This is a genomic window from Clostridioides sp. ES-S-0001-03, assembly GCF_020676075.1.
GTDB lineage: Bacteria > Bacillota > Clostridia > Peptostreptococcales > Peptostreptococcaceae > Clostridioides.
In genome coordinates, this window is record NZ_JACVWJ010000006.1 from 47530 (window position 1) to 66761 (window position 19232).

The following is a 19232-nucleotide window of genomic DNA, read 5'->3' on the forward strand; positions in this document are numbered from 1 at the left end:
ATCCCCCTTAGATTTTAATTAAGAAAATTAAACTATTTGTCAGATGAGATTTAAAATAAATAAAGCCTGAGTATATAACTCAGGCTCTGTATAAGCTTAATTATACTCATCTCTCAGCTTTCGCCGCAGGATTTAGCACCAATGTATATAAATATACTGGTTGCCGGGTTTCATAGGGCCAGTCCCTCCACCTCTCTGGATAAGATTTATTTAATTTTTCTATGTTTTATATCTTATATTTTTTTCCTAATTTTGTCAACTATTTTTTATATAATTTTCTTTTAAGAAATTTTCCAACCTCTACTTGAACTACAGACATTATAGCTAAAATAACTGTTACAAGCCACTGTGAACTATTTAAAACAGTTAAATTAAATGCATCTCTAAAATTAGGGACAAATAATATAACTGCCATAAGCAAAGCAGAAGTTAAAAATGAGATTAAAAGAAATGGGTTTTTACCACTATTTCTAGTAAACATAGAATCTGTATTTGAACGCTGGCTAAATGCACGCAACATTTGTGAAAATGCTAATACACAGAATGCCATTGTTTGACCTACAGTATGGTTTCCTATATTAAGACCAATTTTATATGCTAAAATGGTCATTATTGCTACAAATATCCCCTGAGTAATAACTCTTTGTACAAGGTTTTTTTCAAACAAACTTTCTGATTTAACAGGCTGATGCTTCATTATATTTCTACTTGGTGGGTCAACTCCAAGAGCAAGAGCTGGAAGAGTTGCTGTTGCAAGGTTTACCCATAGAATATGCACAGCAAGAAGTGGAGTATCCCAGTTTAACAATATTGCAACAAATAGTGTAAGTATCTCTGCTATATTTCCAACAAGCAAGAATTGTATAACCTTTTGTATATTTCTATATACACGTCTACCTTCTTTTATTGCATATGCAATTGTGGTAAAACTATCATCCATTAAAATCATATCTGAAGAATCTTTTGCCACATCTGTACCACTTATACCCATAGCTATACCAATATCAGCAGACTTTAATGCAGGGGAGTCATTTACCCCATCTCCAGTCATTGCTGGTACTTCTCCAATTCTTTTTAGAGACTGTATAATTCTAAGTTTATCAAATGGTGATACACGAGCAAATACTGTCACATTTTTAACAGCTTTATCAAGTTCATCATCACTTAAATTATCAAGTTCATCACCAGATATAACAGTATTTCCTTCATTCCAAATTCCAAGTTCATGAGCTATTGTTGTGGCAGTGACTTTATGGTCACCTGTTATCATTATGGTTCTTATGCCCGCTTCTTTACAAGTTTTTACTGCATCAGTTACCTCGGTTCTTGGTGGGTCAATCATACCAACCATACCAATAAATGTCAAATCATATTCTATGTTTTCACTATCTTCCTTTGGTATCGATAGAATTTCACGCTTAGCAAAACCAAGTACACGTAATGCATCTTTAGACATAGTAAGACATAATTCGTGTATGTTTTTTTTGTCCATCTCTGTAATGTTTCTTTCACCTTTTGATGTTAATATTTTGGTACATAAATGGAGAAGTTCATCCACTGCACCTTTAGTATATGCTGTGATTTTTCCATCTATATCATGAACAGTTGTCATACATTTTCTGTCAGAATCAAAAGGTTGCTCAAATACACGTGGATATTTCTCTTCAAGAGCTTCTTGATCTATTCCAAATTTATTAGCCATAAAAATCAATGAACCTTCTGTTGGATCACCTAATATTTCATCTTTTTTATCTGGATTTATACATGCATCGTTACAAAGTGCACCAGCATAAACAAGCTCTTTATATACTAGTGGATGTTTCTCAGACGCAGTATCTATTGATGTTACTTTTCCAGATTCAAAATCGCCATTTACAGCAATATGTGTAACAGTCATTTTATTTAAGGTTAATGTACCAGTTTTATCACAACATATTACTGTAGCTCCTCCTAATGTTTCAACTGCTGGCAACTTTCTAATCAAAGCGTTTCTTTTAGCCATACGTTGCACACCTAGAGCCATTACAATGGTTGCTGTTGCAGGTAATCCCTCTGGAATGATTGATATAGCAAGTGAAATTGCAATCATAAACATTGGTAAGAGAGGTCTCTGATAAAATGCACCTATTGCAAATATAATAACGCATACAATAATACCTATAACACTTAATGTTTTTCCAACAGTATTAAGTTTACGTTTTATAGGAGTATCAAAATCATTTTGTGAATCTAAAAGATGTGCTATATTACCTACTTCTGTGTCCATCCCAGTTGCAACTACAACACCTACACCTCTACCATATGTGACAATTGAAGACGTATAGGCCATATTACTACGGTCTCCTAATACACATTCTTCAGGTAAAATGCCATCTGAATCTTTTTCTGATGGGACAGACTCTCCTGTTAAAGAAGCTTCTTGAATTTTTAAACTAGATGTATCTATTAAACGAATGTCTGCTGGAATCATCGCTCCATCTTCTAAAAAAACAATATCTCCTATTACAAGATTACTTGCTTGAATAACATTTTCTTCACCATCACGTATAACACGTGCTGTAGGTGAATTCATATTTTTTAGTGCTTCCAATGATGATTCTGCTTTTTTTTCTTGAACAATACCAATAACTGCATTTACTGTTACAATTATTAGAATTACAAAAGCTTCTGTAAATTCTCCAAATGCTAAAGATAATACTGATGCACCTATTAGTATCAATACCATAGCATCTGTAACTTGGGTCCAAAGCATTTGTAAAACTGTTCTAGGTGGTCTTTTTCTCAGTTCATTTAAACCATACTCTTTAATCCTGTTTTCCGCCTCGGTATCGGTGAGCCCCTCCTCTGATGAGTCTAAACTCTCTAATACTTCATGTGTTGCCATCGAATGCCAAGGCATCTGTTTGTGATTTTCCATTTTGGAAGATCACTCCTTTCTTTTTTTGATTTAAGAATAATTATATTTTAAAATCCAATTCAATTCAATACTCAGTAATTATATTTTACCTAAATTTAACAATTCAATTTAAAGTCTATATAAAAATATCTACTCTTTTACAAACACATACTCCTTATTATTAGATAAATCTTCTTGATATTTATACCCTTCTAAGTTAAACTTTTTTAAGTCGTTAATATCTTCTATTTTATTTTTAACAATATATTTTACCATCATTCCTCTAGCTTTCTTTGCTTGTGTAGATTCGACTTTTAACATATTATTTTTATTTATTTTAAAATTACATGTTACATATGTATGATTGTCATCAATAAATTTTTCCACAGTTTTGCTGTATTCACTTGATGCAAGATTGACAATAGCTGTATTTTCTTTGTTTAATTCGTTATATATACTGTCTCCCCAATATTCATATAAATTTTTAAATTCTCTTATCTGTAACTTTGTCTGCATTTCTAATCTGTATTCATATATACTATCATAGGGTTTTACGACCCCATACAATCCACTTATGATTCTAATACAACTATTTGCAAATTCCTCATCTTGCTTTGTAAAATTCTCTGCTTCTATATTTTTATATTGTATTCCAGCATAAGTTAAGATTGCAGGAGTACCTAAACTGTCAAATTTAAAATTATCAAATCTACTCTTGTTTAATATAGCTAATTTTTCGTTGATTTTCATTTTACTTTTGAAATCCTCTACACTAAAGGTTTTTATATTCTTTGATATTTCTTTTGCTTTATCTATGAAACAGGGCAAGCTTAAATCTCTATCAAATTCTTGTACATTCTTCATATTTTTAGCTGGTGATAACATTATGATCATGAATTTCTACTACTCCTATTTTTCCAAATATTCAAGAATCTCTTGTGCATTTGTATCTGGTTTTGCTTTTTCAAAAACTTTTTCAATAATTCCACTTTCATCTACAATATAAGTTGCACGAACAACTCCTAAAGCAGTTTTCCCATACATTTTTTTCTCTTTCCACACATCAAAAGCCTTAATAGTAGTTAAATCTGGGTCAGAAAGTAAAATAAAAGGAAGCTCATGCTTTTCTGCAAATTTTTGATGTGATTTAATACTATCTTTACTTATCCCAATAACTGGTATATCATTATTTCTAAATCCTTCATATGCGTTCCTAAATGCACATGCCTGACGTGTGCATCCTGGTGTATTATCTTTAGGATAAAAATATATTACCACTTTTTTCCCCTTAAAATCAGACATACTGACTTTATTTCCATCTTTATCTTCTAATGTAAATTCTGGTGCTTTTGTACCTATACTTAACATAAATATCTCTCCTTTTGTTTTTAATCAATAATTTATACTATATTTATATTACTACCCTATATTTCTGTATATAAATAAAATATTTTACTTTTTATATAGAAATTTTCATGAATATGTAAATCTTATATACTGAAAATTTCAAGCTTTATTTGATTAGAACATTTAAACTGGAATTTATGTTAAGTAATTAAAATAAGCAGGATTTAATTTATGTATTAAATCCTGCCTATTTATTTTTATTCTTCTAATACTCTAATCTATATAAATTTAAATTCTTCTACATCAAACAGACCTAAATCAGTAAGTCTTATTTTTGGAATAACAGGAAGAGCCATAAATGAAAGTGTAATAAAAGGGTCTACATACTTTGGAACTCCCATTTTTCTTGCTATTTTTAACATATTATCAGTTGTTTCTTGCACTTCATCTGCTGGAAGAGTACTAATTAATCCAGCTACTTTAAGACTTAAGTGAGCAAGTACTTTTCCATTTGATACAATTACATAGCCACCCTGTATATCTCTCAAGTAATTTACTGCAACTATAATATCATCATCATTATCTCCTGCAACTATGATATTATGTGAATCATGAGCTACAGTAGTTGCTATTGCTCCATTTTTTATGCCAAACCCTTTTAATGGTGCAACTGATATGTTTCCAGTCATTCTGTGTCTCTCAACAACACAAAGCTTTGAATATTCTTCATTTGGATTGAAATATCCATTTTTGTTTGGTATAGATTCAAATAATTTATTTGTCAGAATTTGATATGGTACAATTTCCATTACATAATTTTTTTCATTTGACTTTAATTGTATTTTTTCTCTATCAACGTCTTTAAATTTGACTGTATTGAGTAAATCTTTATCCTTAATTTCATAATTATAATCAGAAAAAATTCCCTCATCTATCAATTTACCATCTTTATAAACACTACCTACCTCCATGTTTTCTAAATTGTTTAAAACAACAACATCCGCTTTATACCCAGCACCTATTGCTCCAATTCTATTTAGACCATATGCTCTTGCTGAATTGTAAGTTGCAATTTTAATAGCTTTAATTGGCTCCATACCCAAATCGATTGCACACTTTATATTCCATCTTATATGACCTTGTTTTTCTATATCATCCAAATGTTTATCATCTGTACAAAACATAAATTCTTCAATTGGTAAGTTGTGTTTCAATAATCCCTTTATTATGGCTTCTAAGTTTTTTGCTGCACTTCCTTCTCTTATAAAAATTTTTAAACCTGCTCTTAATTTTTCATACACTTCATTAAAAGTTATACATTCATGGTCATTTTTTATTCCTGCACATACATATGCTTGAAGTGACTTCCCACTTATATTTGGTGCATGTCCATCTGCAATTTTATCTTTAAAAGCCTCTAATTTATCTAAAATTTCCTCTTCCGCAGATATAACATCATTAAAACACATTACCTCTCCTAATCCTAAGATTCTAGGATTATTTATGTAAGCATCCATATCTTTTGCACTAAAAGTTCCTATTCCATTAGTTTCAAATCTTGTTGCAGGGACAGATGATGGTAGCATAATATATACATTTAAGGGTATTTCTTTTGTTGATTCTAGTAAAAAGTCTATTGCACTTGCTCCTTTTACATTGACTAGTTCATGAGGGTCAGCTATAACAGTTGTTGTACCTGACTTTAGTAATTTTTTTGATAATTCAATTGGCATTACCATTGTAGATTCAATATGCATATGTGCATCAATAAAACCAGGTGATAAGTATTTACCACTACAATCAATCTCTATTTTACCACTATATTCGCCGATTCCAACAATTGTATCATCTACTATTGCTACATCTCCTACTATTAATTCTTCTGTGAATACATTTATAATTGTTCCATTTTTAAGTACAATATCAGCTTTATCTCTTCCACTTGCAACATCACACTTTTTTTTCAAATTGCTCATTTTTACAACTCCTCTTAAATTTTTTATATCAATATACTTGTTGTATCATATATTATAGTTTGATTTATTAATATATATTATATATGAGTTTCAATAAAAAGTATTGATTGAAATTTATTCCATAGCTTATTAAATTAAATAAAAATAACATAAGAAACAATAATATTATTTCTCATGTTATTTATAAATATTTTAATTATATTAAATTTTATTTTTTATATTTTTAATACTTGTTACTATATCCATAGTATAGATTTATGTATTTTTATCATTTATATTAAAATCTACTTTCAATTAACCTAAAAAAGCATAAACTATAATTCCTACGATTATAGCTGGTATAGTAGTAATAATCATAGCCCATAAGGAAGATTTTTTATCCATTGCTAAAAGCGGAAAAAGTGCATCTCCATCTTGAGATATTGAATTAGCTATTACTGCACCAAGTGGTATAGTTCCTTTCAAGTAAAATGACATAAGTACAATTTGTATACCGCACCCTGGAATAAGTCCAAGACCTGCACCTATAAATACACTAATTACACCTGTTGATAAAACTAAATTAACTAAGTATTCATCTCCACCTAAAACCAATATTATCAAATCGTAAATAAGATATGCAATAAAAATCCATGTAATAACAAATGAAATTTCACCTACAGAATGTATAAGCATTTCTCTTAGGGAAATTTTCTTATTTTCTTCCTCTTTTTGATTAGAATTTTTAAATACCTTTTTAAAACACCACATATAAACTATTGAGAATAGTATTCCTATAACTGCTATTGCTTCTTCTAGTGAATGTAATTTTTCAATAATAGGAAGATTTATTCCAGAATGAGCAAGAGACATAAATATAAAACCTATTAATACAATTCCTATATAAATTTTGTACCCTTTACCATGTGTTATTATAAATGCAAGTCTATTTGTATTTCCATGAGATTTAGCTAAATTATCCAAAATTATATCATCATGATTATGCGATTCTTCATTATCTTTATGGTAATTTTTATCTGTATTATGTTTTTCTGATTTTCCATATTTATTTAATTTCAATTTTTCTTCTAACTTAAAATAATCTACTAGTTGTCCTGTTATTACTCCTGTAATTGTACTAACTATAGTCACAAAAAAATACATTTTAATATTTGATGAAATAAGTATAAATGCAGCATCTCCCATACTTGCTATTAAGCTTGCAATGATTGCTCCAAAGCTTAGTTTTCCACTTATATATAATGGCATTATTGCCAAACTCCCACCACAACCTGGTATAGCTCCTATCAAAGCTCCTATTAAAGGTTGATATTTTCTATTTTTTGATATAATATTAGTAAAATTACCACTAGTTTTATAGTTTATATATCCAAATAGCAAAATAAAAAATCCAATCATAGAACCCACATGTAAAAATGCTTCTTCAGAAGCAGATATTAACATTTCCATTAATTTACCTCCTATATTAATTTCGCAATAATTATATTATATTTCATTTATTATTGATAATCAATATCATTATATCTTTTAAATTTCTAATATTAAAAAGTGCATATCTTATATTGTTAATTTCTTGCATATTAAGATACACACTTTCTGATATTAGGTTATCTAGTTGCCATATGTAATTTTATATTATAATATAAAATTACATATAGATATTACAACAAATTTTATATATTATACCGATATTACACATTTTTTCATCGTTTACTATATTTATAAATTTTCAATAAATGTTATTACTTCCTCTATTATCCAATCTGGTGTAGATGCTCCTGCTGTCACTCCTAAAGTTTTATACTTCTTAAGCATATTTACATCCAATTCGTCTTTAGTTTCTATTGCAAAAGTTGGAACTAAATCTTCACAAACTTTTACTAACTTTTGAGTATTAGAGCTGTGTTTTCCACCTATAACTATCATACAATCAACTTCTCCTGCTAATGCTTTAGCTGCTTCTTGTCTAGTTTTTGTGGCTGAACAGATTGTATCATTAAATACTATATTTTCTAGTTTATCAGCTAATTTATTAACTATATTTGAATATAAATCTGGATTTATTGTTGTCTGTGCAACAACACAATATTGTTTTGAATTATCAAATTCCATATTCTCCATTTGCTCTACAGCTTTTATTATTATTGCTGAGTTTTCGCACCATCCATTTATACCTATCACTTCTGGATGTTTCATATCTCCAATAACTATTATTTCATAACCCTTATTATGATACTCACTCACTACTGTATGTATTTTCTTTACAAATGGACATGTAGTATCTACAATTTTAAGTTTTTTATTTTTAGCTTCTTTGTATACTTTCTCAGGAACTCCATGAGATCTTATTATCATATTTTCATAATCTGGTATTATATCGATTTCATCTACAGTTTTAAGACCTTTTTGTTCATATCTTGCTACTGCTTGCTTGTTATGAATAAGAGGTCCTAAAGCATATATTCCAGAATCATTTTTCTCTACTTCATCCCATGCCATTTTCATTGCTCTCTTTACTCCAAAGCAAAATCCTGCATTTTTTGCTATTTTAACATTCACAAAATCCCCCCCTTATTTTGAATATTTAAAGTAATTCTGTTTTATTATTTCTAAAACTTCTTGCGACATTCTTTCATGGTCATCATTACTTAACTTTTCTTTAAAATGTTCTTCAAATGATATTGGCTCTCCAAAGTACACAATTACTTTACTAAAAGGTTTATACTTAGATATTATCGATACTGGTACAACCTTAGATTTACTCTTTATTGTAAATAGAGAAAGACCTGCCTTAGCTTTGCCAAAGTTGTCTCCTTTAATTCTTGTTCCTTCTGGAAATATTCCTAATATATAACCATCTCTAATTGACCTTAAAATAGTTTTTATAGTGGATACATCTGGCTTTTCTCTATTTATAGGCATAACATGCAATTTTTTTAATATAAAACCTAGTGGCTTCACTTTAAATAATTCTTGTTTTGCAATAGCTGCTATCTCTCTATTCTTTATAGCTGCAGCTAAAAATACAGGGTCAAGATTTGATTTATGATTTGAAGCCACCACTATATTTCCTCTGTCTGGTATATTTTCGGCACCTATAACTTCATATTTAAAAAACACTTTAGAAAAACATCTAAAAATATTTATTGCAAATCTATAAAAATTCACGTTTATCTCCCTTCAATACTACATTATATTTTCATTTTAGATACATTAAGCTTAAAAACTTATCTTAGATACAACTTCTTGTACAACCTGATCTATAGTCTTTCCTGTTGTATCTATTTCTAGTGCATCCTCAGCTTTTACTAGTGGTGCAAATTCTCTATTTGAATCAATTTCATCTCTCTTTACTATATCCTCAATTACTTCTTTTAAAGTAGTATTATATCCTTTATTGCAAAGTTCTTTATAACGTCTATTTCCTCTTTCTTCTGGTGTAGCTACTAAAAAGAATTTATAATCTGCATTTGGAAAAACATATGAACCTATATCTCTACCATCTAATATTACTGAACTTTTTGTTCCAATTTTTCGTTGAACTTCAACCATCAACTTTCTTACTTCTTTTATCTTAGCTACATTGGAAACATTATTGCTTACTTCTATTGTTCTTATTTCATTATTTATAATTTTTTGGTCTAAGTATATGTTATTATTTTCAAAATCTATATCTGAATTTTTAGCTATTTTAATAACCTCTTTTTCATTATTAACATCAATATTATTTTTTAAACACTTATAAGTAACAGCTCTATACATAGCACCTGTATCTATATAATTTATATTTAGTTTTTCTGATACTATCTTAGCTATTGTACTTTTACCAGCCCCTGCTGGTCCATCCACAGCTATAATCAAATTACTCATATCTACACCTCTATTTTATTTATATTTAATAATCGACTTATCAAAAACTTATACACTAATCCCTGCAAGATATCCAGTTGAAAATGCTATTTGTAAATTATATCCACCAGTTTCTGCATCTACATCTATCACCTCACCTGTAAAAAATAAATCCTTTATTAACTTAGACTCCATTGTAGAAGAATTAATTTCTTTAACTGAAATACCACCAGAAGTAACCATTCCAGTGTTTATCCCTGTAGTTCCATTACAAGTTAGTTTCATATTTTTTATATACTCAATAATTTTAATCTCATCAGCCTTAGATAAATCATTTGCTTTTTTATCACTTAAAGATAATATAGAAAGAATTTCTTTTAAGAAGTTTTGAGGTAATATGTGTTTAAGATTATTTAAGATATTTTTATTTGGAAATTCTCTAATTATATTAGAAATTTCATTGACATCTAAGTTTGGTAAAAAATCTATATTTAATTCTATCTTATCTTTTTCAATAATCTTGTTGATATAAGAAGAGATTATAAGTACACAAGGACCTGTTATCCCAAAATGTGCAAATAACATGTCTCCTGATTTTGATATTTTCTTTTTCTTAATCTTACAAGATATTTCTACATTTCTCATAGATATTCCTTGCAAAGCTTTAATCCATTTTTCTTCTATTGTAAGTGGCGCTAAAGCAGGATATAGTTTATTTAATGTATGTCCATGATTTTGAAGAACCTTATACATTGAACCATCTGAACCTGTTTTTGAATAACTAACTCCTCCAGTTGATATAATGACTTTATCTCCTAATATCTTATCTCCATTATCTAAAATGACACCTTTTATTGAATAATTTGCTTTATTATTGTTATGGTCACCTTGTTCAGTAATTTCTTCAGTTATAATATCCACAACTTTTTTATTATACATTATCTTTACATTATGATTAATTAAGTCCTTATTTAATAATTCTATTACTTCTATAGACTTATCATTCTTAGTATAGACCTTGTGGTCATTTTCTTCTTCAATCTTATATTCTAAATTTTTACTTTCAAAGTACGATATAAGATTTTTATTTGTAAATGTATAAAAGCTACTGTATAGAAATTTTTTATTGTTCACAACCTTATCAAAAAAATCTTCTATCTCTCTATTGTTGGTAAAGTTACATCTACCTCCACCAGTTGCTCTTAACTTTCTCCCTAACTCTCCATTTCTTTCAATCAATATTACTTCATTATTATTTTTCGAAGCTGACAAGGCTGCCATCATGCCAGATGGACCTCCACCAACCACTATAACTTTACTCATAAACTTCTCCTTATAATTTGATACTTACTCAAGTGCAGAATTATTTATTTTTACATGATTTTTTATATGACTTGTATCATTCATCTTTATTACTACTGGACCATAATCTTTAAACTCTACTATATTTAAAGCAGTATTATCTTGCTTAATTCTGTATATATTTTCCATACCTGACTCTAAGAATGATACTAACATAACCCTCAATGTAATTGAATGTGTAACAAGAACTATATTTTTATCATTGTATTTTTCATTTAATTCCTTTATAAAAGTATCCACTCTTTCTTTTATAATTTTAAGAGTTTCTCCTTCTGGTATATTTACTAAATGTGGCTCATTTCTCCATGTTGAATATATATCTGAATAGTCTTTTTGAATTTCTTTTATTAAAAGACCTTCCCAAACTCCAAATCCCATTTCTCTAAGTGCTTCAGTTTTTTGTACTTCAATATTGAGCTTATCACCTAAAATTTGAGCTGTTTGCATTGCTCTTCCTAAATCACTACTAAAAATATAATCAATCGAATACTTACCAATGTCTTCAGAAAGTTCTCTTGCTTGTTCTATCCCTTGTGGTGTAAGGTCAGAGTTACCATGACCTTGTGTTTTTCCTAATAAGTTCCAGTCTGTTTGTCCATGTCTTACTATATAAAAAGTATTTCCCATATTTCCTCCTAATATATCTGTCTATTTTTTATTAAATATAAATTGTCACTTCTCAAACTTTAATTATACCATATAATAGTTTACTATGTTTCTATTTTATAACTTAATCTAATATATCCTTCTTAGCTCATACTATTTATATTTACCACAATTTATTATATAATAACAGGTTTTTTCTCAACTTATAAAAAATAATCATCATATTTTATTTATAAAATTCTTCAAATCTATATTCTTGAATTGGATTAAAATACCTATCTCTATCTACTTTTGATAAAAACATATCTAATGGCCTTGCAAATATCCCTGTATCATCATATAGAGTTTTATATAAAACCAAATTATTATTATCTTTTTCTTTTTTATGATAAAAACTTCCATTCATGTCTATATATATATAAATATTTTCATCTAGCTCAGTATGCTTAACATCTAGCTTATACCTAATTTTGTTTTTAGTTGAACCTTTTTCATTGTATGTTTCACAGATTTTTTCTATATCATTATTATCAATGGCTTTGCTCAATCCCATTGTAGCATAATATTTTCCTTTAAAATGCTTATAAATACAAGGACATTTTAATTTTCTTTCATCAATGTTTAGACTATTTTTTGGTTTATCCATTTTACTATCCTCTCCTATATGTATTTTTTAAAAAATATGCTTTATCTTATTATTTTTTATTTTAAAATAAATTTACAAACTAAGTTATTTAAACTTTTTCAAAATACAGCAATTTTTAATATTCAAATTATATATTATAATTTGTCTAATATTTTTACACATCATATAATATATTTAGTTGTTTATGAATTTAATTTTTATTTATATAAATATATTCTACTTTTCTTATTATGTAGTTATATAAAACTTATCCTATATTTTATTTATTAAAAGCAATACTTGTCTTATATTTTATCATAATTTAAAGTTTATTAATAATACAATAAAATAAATAAAGAGGCTGTATAAAATACAGCCTCTCAAAGTTAATATTTATAATCATATAATTTTTCTAACTTCTTTTCTAATTTCTTTTTTCTATCTAAACCTAAAACTCTTATAAAATTATTTCCTACAAAAATACAATTATTGCTGAGATAAAATTCACACTTATCTAAATTTACAATATAACTGTTACTGCATTTGAAAAAATTTTCTTCTTTCAGTAGTTTTCTTACACTAGAAGAATTTTCTCCAATATAATAAGTTCCATTTTCTGTATAAATTTTTGATTCATACTCTTGCTTTTCTATGTACAAAATTTCTTTAATGTTAATTGAAAAACGTTTATCTTCGTATTCAATATTAATAAAACATTCCTCTTTCATTACCATCCCTCCAAGTATTCTTATTAATTTAATTTTAGTGTTTTTTATCAATATAATCTATCGGAAATATATGTAAGATTAGTCTATTTGAGATATTTATAAAGTTATTTTTGATACTGACCTACAGACTCTTTTTTTAACATTAATTTTTAAAGTTAAAATAGCTTATTATAAATAACATCAGTAATTATAAATACATATTTCTTTAATAAAATAACTTTTCAATAAAATTGTGTAAAATTATACATATAAAAGTAAATATTGACTTTTATATGTATAATTTAAAAAATTAAGATTTAATTATGAATTTGTTAAAATAATTTTATACTTCTTAATTATCAATTAAAATCTCAATAGACATATTATAAATATATATGTATATTTATGTATTTCTTTTTTGATATTCTGTTACTCCCTCAAGTTATATCTAAGCAAATTTAATAATATAATCTTTTTACTATAAAAACTTGATAAAAGTGTTCCCATATATTTTACACATACATTTCATTTTTTCAAAAAAACAATGAAGTTCATATTTGTAAATTTTTTTAATTTCTGTTGAAAGAATTCGAACATTTGCTTGTTCTGAACTAGAAGCAAATGGAAAACGTAAAACACCTTGCAGAGTAACTGGAGTCTGTTCAGAGTGTTTTTCACTTGAGTACATGTGTTGCAATATAGTTGTTACACATATGTCTAGATATAAAAAACGCATAAAAGTGATTTTGGTTGATACATAGCTAGGATGTTAATATTACATTTTTTTATATTTACTAATATCTCTCCTTACAAAATAGGCATTTCTTGAAGTTATTAAAAAATCTATAAGTAATTTTACAAATGTTACATGGTATAGTTATAGACATAAAAAAACAGTCTATATGTTAAAATAAACTGCTCTATAAACTAAAACTTGATATTTTTTTAAATTGAATCTATCTAATTATATCTATAGGTTCGTAATAACAAGCAATCCTAAAAATCCTATCGTAAGAATTGTTCCAATCAAAGCTAATGCATTAATAATCGTTTTTATTCTGAATAACTTGTTTTAATTTATTTGCAAATCTGCAGAATATGTTGCTACTATCAGTTCTTCTACCATACAACTTGAGAATACATTTATGTAATCTTACTTATGTCACTAATACGCTCATTTTAGAAAGTCTTAGCATAATCAACTTTATCTACTTCACCAGATAATTCAATTTTCAATCTTTTAAAACAAATACGCTATAATATATCAATTAGAAATATATACTAAGCTATTTTTATATGTATTAATTAATTTATTATATTATCTTTTTTCTCTTTAATTTTAAGTATTATACGTATTAATGCAAATATTGAGATATTGGATAATATCAATAGTAAAACTATTGCTAGAAAGACAACTCTTCTTTCAGGAGAAATCTTTATAAGATTAATAATATAATCGTAAAGTATAAAAAATGATAATAAATTTGCTATCATTGGAACACATATATACAATTCTTTTTTACTAATTTTAAAATTAGTACAAGAAATTTTATAAATGTACAATAATATAATTAAAATCAATTTGCCAAAAAAGATAGCTTCATACCTGTATAAATTTCCACTAAGTAAAATATTCATATTATCTAAATTGTTCATTGAAACTACTAATAGCATACTCAATGCATTTATACCTATTAACACCATCCAATAAAAAAACAAAACCACTAAACATTTATATATATTGACCTTATAATTAGACTTATAAAAAATAAAAGTTATAAGAATACATATCCATATTCTATCATTAGCTCCTACATTTATATAAAAAGAACCGATAATAAGAAAAATAGAAAATAAGAAAGATATATTTAGTTTCATTAAATTAGTTTTTACTTTACTTGTATAATCAAAAACTTTCTTGCATGCCCATATCTCTATAATAGAAGAAACAATTGTTATAAACGTGTCTAACATAATAACTCCCCAAAAATAATTAATTTATATCTTCACAATAAAATATACCATTAAAAATACATACTAATTATAACATAAAATGGCACTTAAATTTGATATTATCACTTAATGATTTTAATAATAGTATAAAATCAACTAACGAAATATTAACCACTAAATTGTTAACATTACAATTAGAAAATATAAAAATTATTTCCTCATTTTATTTTAATTATGCTCAAAAATATAAGTTGACTCTAAGAACAATTAGAAACAATTAAGGAAGTTTGATATGATTAAATAAAATAACGGCTTGAATTAAGGAAAAGTAATGAATTAAAAAATTATTTTTAAAGCTAAAAGCATGGAGAACTAAAATAGGTGGTATCATTTAACTTGATACCACTTACTTTAATTATTAATAGGTATTTTATTGAATTTACGCCTATTAATCATCAATTTATAAATAGTTGGTAACTTATTAAATAATACCAATATAGATTTTTGTATATATCTATCTATTAAAAACTTAAACATATAAATACATATATTTATTCATCCTTTAAATTTTTAAAATGATTTTCAAATAAATCTAATGCATCTTTGTCAATCACTTCATCTTCATGTAATGCTGAAAGTAAACTTTGTAAAGAATTATCATGTATATTACTTAAAAAATCTTTTGTCTCAACATTCAAATATTCTTTGTGACCAACAACTATCGTATAATGAGTATATCTATCTATTTTTTCTGCATTCAAGAAATGCTTTTTAACAAGTCTTGATAAAAGTGTCAATGTTGTTGTTTGTTTCCATCCATATTTTTGTTCCATAGCTTCAATAGTTTCTTTTGATGTTACTGTATCATTTTTCTCCCAAATAAACTTCATAACTTTTAACTCTGCTTGTGGTATTTTTGAAATTGTCATAGCCTTACGCCCCTCTCAAACTTTTATTAAATTAATACTATCGCAATATAGTTTTTAAGTCAAAGATTTTGTCGATAATAATATTTTCCAATTTTTTCCATAATTTATTTCTTGCTATAATTCTATAACAAATTACATAAGTAATGATTATTCTACATAATAAATTTAAGTACATAAATAAGATATAGATTATCAAAGAAATAAAAATTTAAATTTTCTTATTGATTCATATATTAGAGACCATATATATCATAGACATGTTTATATTTCCTATTTTTGTAGAGAAATGATTTCAAAAAACTAAAAGTGTATTTGTATTTAATTTTTTGGAATATTCTTCTTAAGATTAATTTAGATTTCAATAATATGTCTATTTTTAAGTTAAAGTTTTTTTTAAATCTTTGATTTATTCTATCTTATTTTAGACAATATAAAATAGTAATTTTCATAAACTGTAACTTAATTTATAATAACTATTCTAATTACTTATCCTCTTAAAATCATATCCTATATTTAAATTTAATTTTTCATTATATCAAAATAATTTTCAATTAAATAAAAAAATGAAAAATAAAAAAAATTACTTACACTAAAATTTTTCTTAATGTATAATCCTAATATAAATAAATTAAATTGGGAGGTAAATAAGTATGCCACAAAATAAAAAAGAAAGTTTGATATTCACAGTGCTTATGTGTGCTTTTATGGTATTTTTTATGAGTATCTATAATATCTCTTTACATGAAGGTCTTTCATCAGAAACTGTAAAAAATGCTTGGATGGGGTTTCCGCTAGCCTATGTAGTAGGTATGATTTTTGATTGGTTTATTGTTTCTAAAATTGCTAAAAAAATTGCATTTTGCATTGTAAATCCACAAAGTAAACAAATTGCAAAGGCCATTGTTATATCAAGTTGTATGGTATGTGGGATGGTTATATGTATGTCTTTATTTGGAGCCATTGAATCAGTTGGTTTCCCTAGCACAACCTTATTTGTATGGGCTGTTAATATACTCAACAACTTTATCATTGCATTGCCGTTGCAACTACTAATTGCAGGCCCTTTAGTGAGATTTGTTTTTAGGAGATTATTTCCTGAAGGAACAATTGTAGACTGTTTATAATTCACAAAACTACATAAAACTTTATACTATAAGTATGTTTATCCTAAAGCAAACTACTACACTATACAATAATTTTTAATTAATGGCAAAATAAATTTATTACCAAATTTATTTTGCCAGCAAATTTATTCTTAATCGTATTTTAGATTTATGAAATACTATTCAAATTCATTTAATTTATTTACATCTAATTTTTCATCTTTTCTATTTATTAAAACTGAAATTAAAATCTTAAGTTAAATTTTATGTATGTTCTTTATAAATCTTTTTATTTCAAATTTTTGATATTTCTTTTGCTAACATTTTATAAAATTTACATTTATCTCTTTTTTAACCATCAAAGGATATTTCAACTTTTACTTATCAAAAGTCAGTAAATGTAAAGTATTCCAGTTTTAATATATCATAAAAATTTACTCAATCCATCCATCTTTTCTTCTATAGTATTGTTTAGGAAATTCATAGCTTGAAAACATTAATGGAGATAGAGAATATGAGTAACTACCTGCATTATTAATTGAAATCACATCTCCTATAACTGCCTTTTTTAATTTAACATTATTAGCTAACACATCTAATGATGTACAAAGATTTCCAACTATTGTTACATATTCTTCTTCTTCTGAACTACTTAATACTGAAAAATAAAATGCATGATTTGATGTATATAATGGTTCTTGCCCTTCTAATTCTACACCACAAGTTACTTTCTCAATTAAATTAGAAATAATAGGTCTCATAAATCCATTAAGACCATTTCTTACAACAAGATACTTTATCCCTCTTGATACCTTAATATCGACAATTTTAGTATAGTAATTACCTGATGTGCAAACTACAAAACGACCTGATTCAATAAAGAGTCTAGCCTTTAATGTATTTGCATTAGTAGAAACAATCTTTTCAGTTAATATTGAAAGCTTTTTAAGATTAACTGGACTTTCTTTAAGATTGTCATATACTACTCCAATACCACTACCAAAATTTATAAATTCAATATTTATATGTTCACTTTTATTTAAATTTAGTGCTATGAGAAAACATTTTTCATAATAACATCCTAACTTTTCAAAATCTAACACTTGAGATTTAATATGTATATGAATTCCAACCACAGATATATAGTTACAAAGATTTAGTATTTTAAAAACATTATCTATATCTTCTATATCAATACCAAACTTGCTTGATATAGAGCTATCATCATCCATAGTAAAAGCAGGATTTATTCTTATGCCTATTTTAATTTTTTTATTTTGTTTTTCTGATATTTTATTTATAAGTTCTATTTCTGTTATACTATCTGCAATAATTATACACTTATCTAAAACAGCTTCTAGCTCCTCTTCTAGCTTTCCTGGTGCAGAATAGTAAATATTATCTCTATCCACTCCACATTCTTTTGAAATCAATACTTCTTTCATGGATGCTGCATCTGTTCCAAACCCTTGTTTAGCAATGCTTTTTACAATTTTATTATATGGATTTGTTTTGATGGAATATAAAAAATCAAAACCTAAAATACTATTTTTTAACTCCATACACCTTTCGATTATATTAATCTCATCATATATATAACATGGTGCATGTTCTTTTATAAAACTATATTCTTGATTTAAATACATATTTTATACCTCCAAAGTTATAGATGATTTTATTAATTAAGTTCCTATACTGTTTATAATATATTTTACTATAGATTGGTATAGTTAACTATATACATATGCTTAAAGTATGCATTTCAAGTATTTTATATAGTAAACATTCAATAGTAATATTTATAAGTTTTTATGCCATAAATTCATCTATCTAATAAAAAAATATAACTTAAAATTATTATATTGAATATATTTTATAT

The 19232-nt window shown here is 26.4% G+C and carries 16 protein-coding genes and 1 riboswitch; of the genes, 1 reads left to right on the plus strand and 15 read right to left on the minus strand.

Annotated elements, in window-relative coordinates; translation table 11 throughout:
* Nucleotides 1-103: 103 nt before the first annotated feature.
* Nucleotides 104-206: riboswitch (SAM riboswitch) on the minus strand.
* A gap of 53 nt (nucleotides 207-259) precedes the next feature.
* The 14 genes from IC174_RS13350 to IC174_RS13415 form a co-directional block, all read right to left on the minus strand.
* A complete protein-coding gene (locus IC174_RS13350) occupies nucleotides 260-2917 on the minus strand; it encodes a calcium-translocating P-type ATPase, PMCA-type (protein ID WP_227483114.1) in 2658 nt (885 codons plus the stop codon).
* 129 nt (nucleotides 2918-3046) lie between these two features.
* Nucleotides 3047-3790, minus strand: a complete 744-nt coding sequence (yaaA, locus tag IC174_RS13355) for a peroxide stress protein YaaA (RefSeq protein WP_227483115.1) — start codon at nucleotides 3788-3790, stop codon at nucleotides 3047-3049.
* A 15-nt stretch (nucleotides 3791-3805) separates the two neighbouring features.
* Nucleotides 3806-4264 (minus strand): thioredoxin-dependent thiol peroxidase, encoded by a 459-nt coding sequence (gene bcp, locus IC174_RS13360; RefSeq protein ID WP_227483116.1) that lies wholly within the window; start codon nucleotides 4262-4264, stop codon nucleotides 3806-3808.
* A gap of 257 nt (nucleotides 4265-4521) precedes the next feature.
* Entirely contained in the window at nucleotides 4522-6219 is a 1698-nt protein-coding gene (ade, locus tag IC174_RS13365) for an adenine deaminase (RefSeq protein WP_227483117.1), read from the minus strand.
* A gap of 294 nt (nucleotides 6220-6513) precedes the next feature.
* Nucleotides 6514-7668 (minus strand): putative manganese transporter, encoded by a 1155-nt coding sequence (locus IC174_RS13370; RefSeq protein WP_227483118.1) that lies wholly within the window; start codon nucleotides 7666-7668, stop codon nucleotides 6514-6516.
* 270 nt (nucleotides 7669-7938) lie between these two features.
* Nucleotides 7939-8778: a 4-hydroxy-3-methylbut-2-enyl diphosphate reductase gene (locus tag IC174_RS13375; RefSeq protein WP_227436045.1), complete on the minus strand. Its 840-nt coding sequence runs from the start codon at nucleotides 8776-8778 to the stop codon at nucleotides 7939-7941.
* A 12-nt stretch (nucleotides 8779-8790) separates the two neighbouring features.
* Nucleotides 8791-9387, minus strand: a complete 597-nt coding sequence (locus IC174_RS13380) for a lysophospholipid acyltransferase family protein (protein ID WP_227436043.1) — start codon at nucleotides 9385-9387, stop codon at nucleotides 8791-8793.
* A 51-nt stretch (nucleotides 9388-9438) separates the two neighbouring features.
* Nucleotides 9439-10089, minus strand: coding sequence for a (d)CMP kinase (cmk, locus tag IC174_RS13385; RefSeq protein ID WP_227483119.1), 651 nt, complete (start codon nucleotides 10087-10089; stop codon nucleotides 9439-9441).
* A 48-nt stretch (nucleotides 10090-10137) separates the two neighbouring features.
* Nucleotides 10138-11391 (minus strand): NAD(P)/FAD-dependent oxidoreductase, encoded by a 1254-nt coding sequence (locus tag IC174_RS13390; protein WP_227483120.1) that lies wholly within the window; start codon nucleotides 11389-11391, stop codon nucleotides 10138-10140.
* Between the two features lie 24 nt (nucleotides 11392-11415).
* Entirely contained in the window at nucleotides 11416-12057 is a 642-nt protein-coding gene (locus IC174_RS13395; RefSeq protein ID WP_227483121.1) for a histidine phosphatase family protein, read from the minus strand.
* A 205-nt stretch (nucleotides 12058-12262) separates the two neighbouring features.
* Complete coding sequence (locus tag IC174_RS13400) at nucleotides 12263-12682, minus strand: DUF1653 domain-containing protein (RefSeq protein WP_227483122.1); 420 nt, start codon at nucleotides 12680-12682, stop codon at nucleotides 12263-12265.
* Nucleotides 12683-13047: 365 nt separating this feature from the next.
* The gene (locus IC174_RS13405; protein ID WP_227436024.1) at nucleotides 13048-13389 is read right to left on the minus strand and encodes a LytTR family transcriptional regulator DNA-binding domain-containing protein; all 342 of its coding nucleotides are present in this window, start codon (nucleotides 13387-13389) and stop codon (nucleotides 13048-13050) included.
* Between the two features lie 1284 nt (nucleotides 13390-14673).
* Nucleotides 14674-15342: a histidine kinase gene (locus IC174_RS13410; protein ID WP_227483123.1), complete on the minus strand. Its 669-nt coding sequence runs from the start codon at nucleotides 15340-15342 to the stop codon at nucleotides 14674-14676.
* Between the two features lie 530 nt (nucleotides 15343-15872).
* Nucleotides 15873-16250 (minus strand): BlaI/MecI/CopY family transcriptional regulator, encoded by a 378-nt coding sequence (locus tag IC174_RS13415; RefSeq protein WP_227436021.1) that lies wholly within the window; start codon nucleotides 16248-16250, stop codon nucleotides 15873-15875.
* 650 nt (nucleotides 16251-16900) lie between these two features.
* Here IC174_RS13415 and IC174_RS13420 point away from each other — a divergent pair.
* Nucleotides 16901-17374, plus strand: coding sequence for a DUF2798 domain-containing protein (locus tag IC174_RS13420; RefSeq protein WP_227483124.1), 474 nt, complete (start codon nucleotides 16901-16903; stop codon nucleotides 17372-17374).
* A gap of 413 nt (nucleotides 17375-17787) precedes the next feature.
* Here the strand turns inward: IC174_RS13420 and IC174_RS13425 are convergent, their stop codons facing one another.
* The gene (locus IC174_RS13425; protein ID WP_227483125.1) at nucleotides 17788-18999 is read right to left on the minus strand and encodes a pyridoxal-dependent decarboxylase; all 1212 of its coding nucleotides are present in this window, start codon (nucleotides 18997-18999) and stop codon (nucleotides 17788-17790) included.
* Nucleotides 19000-19232 lie beyond the last annotated feature (233 nt).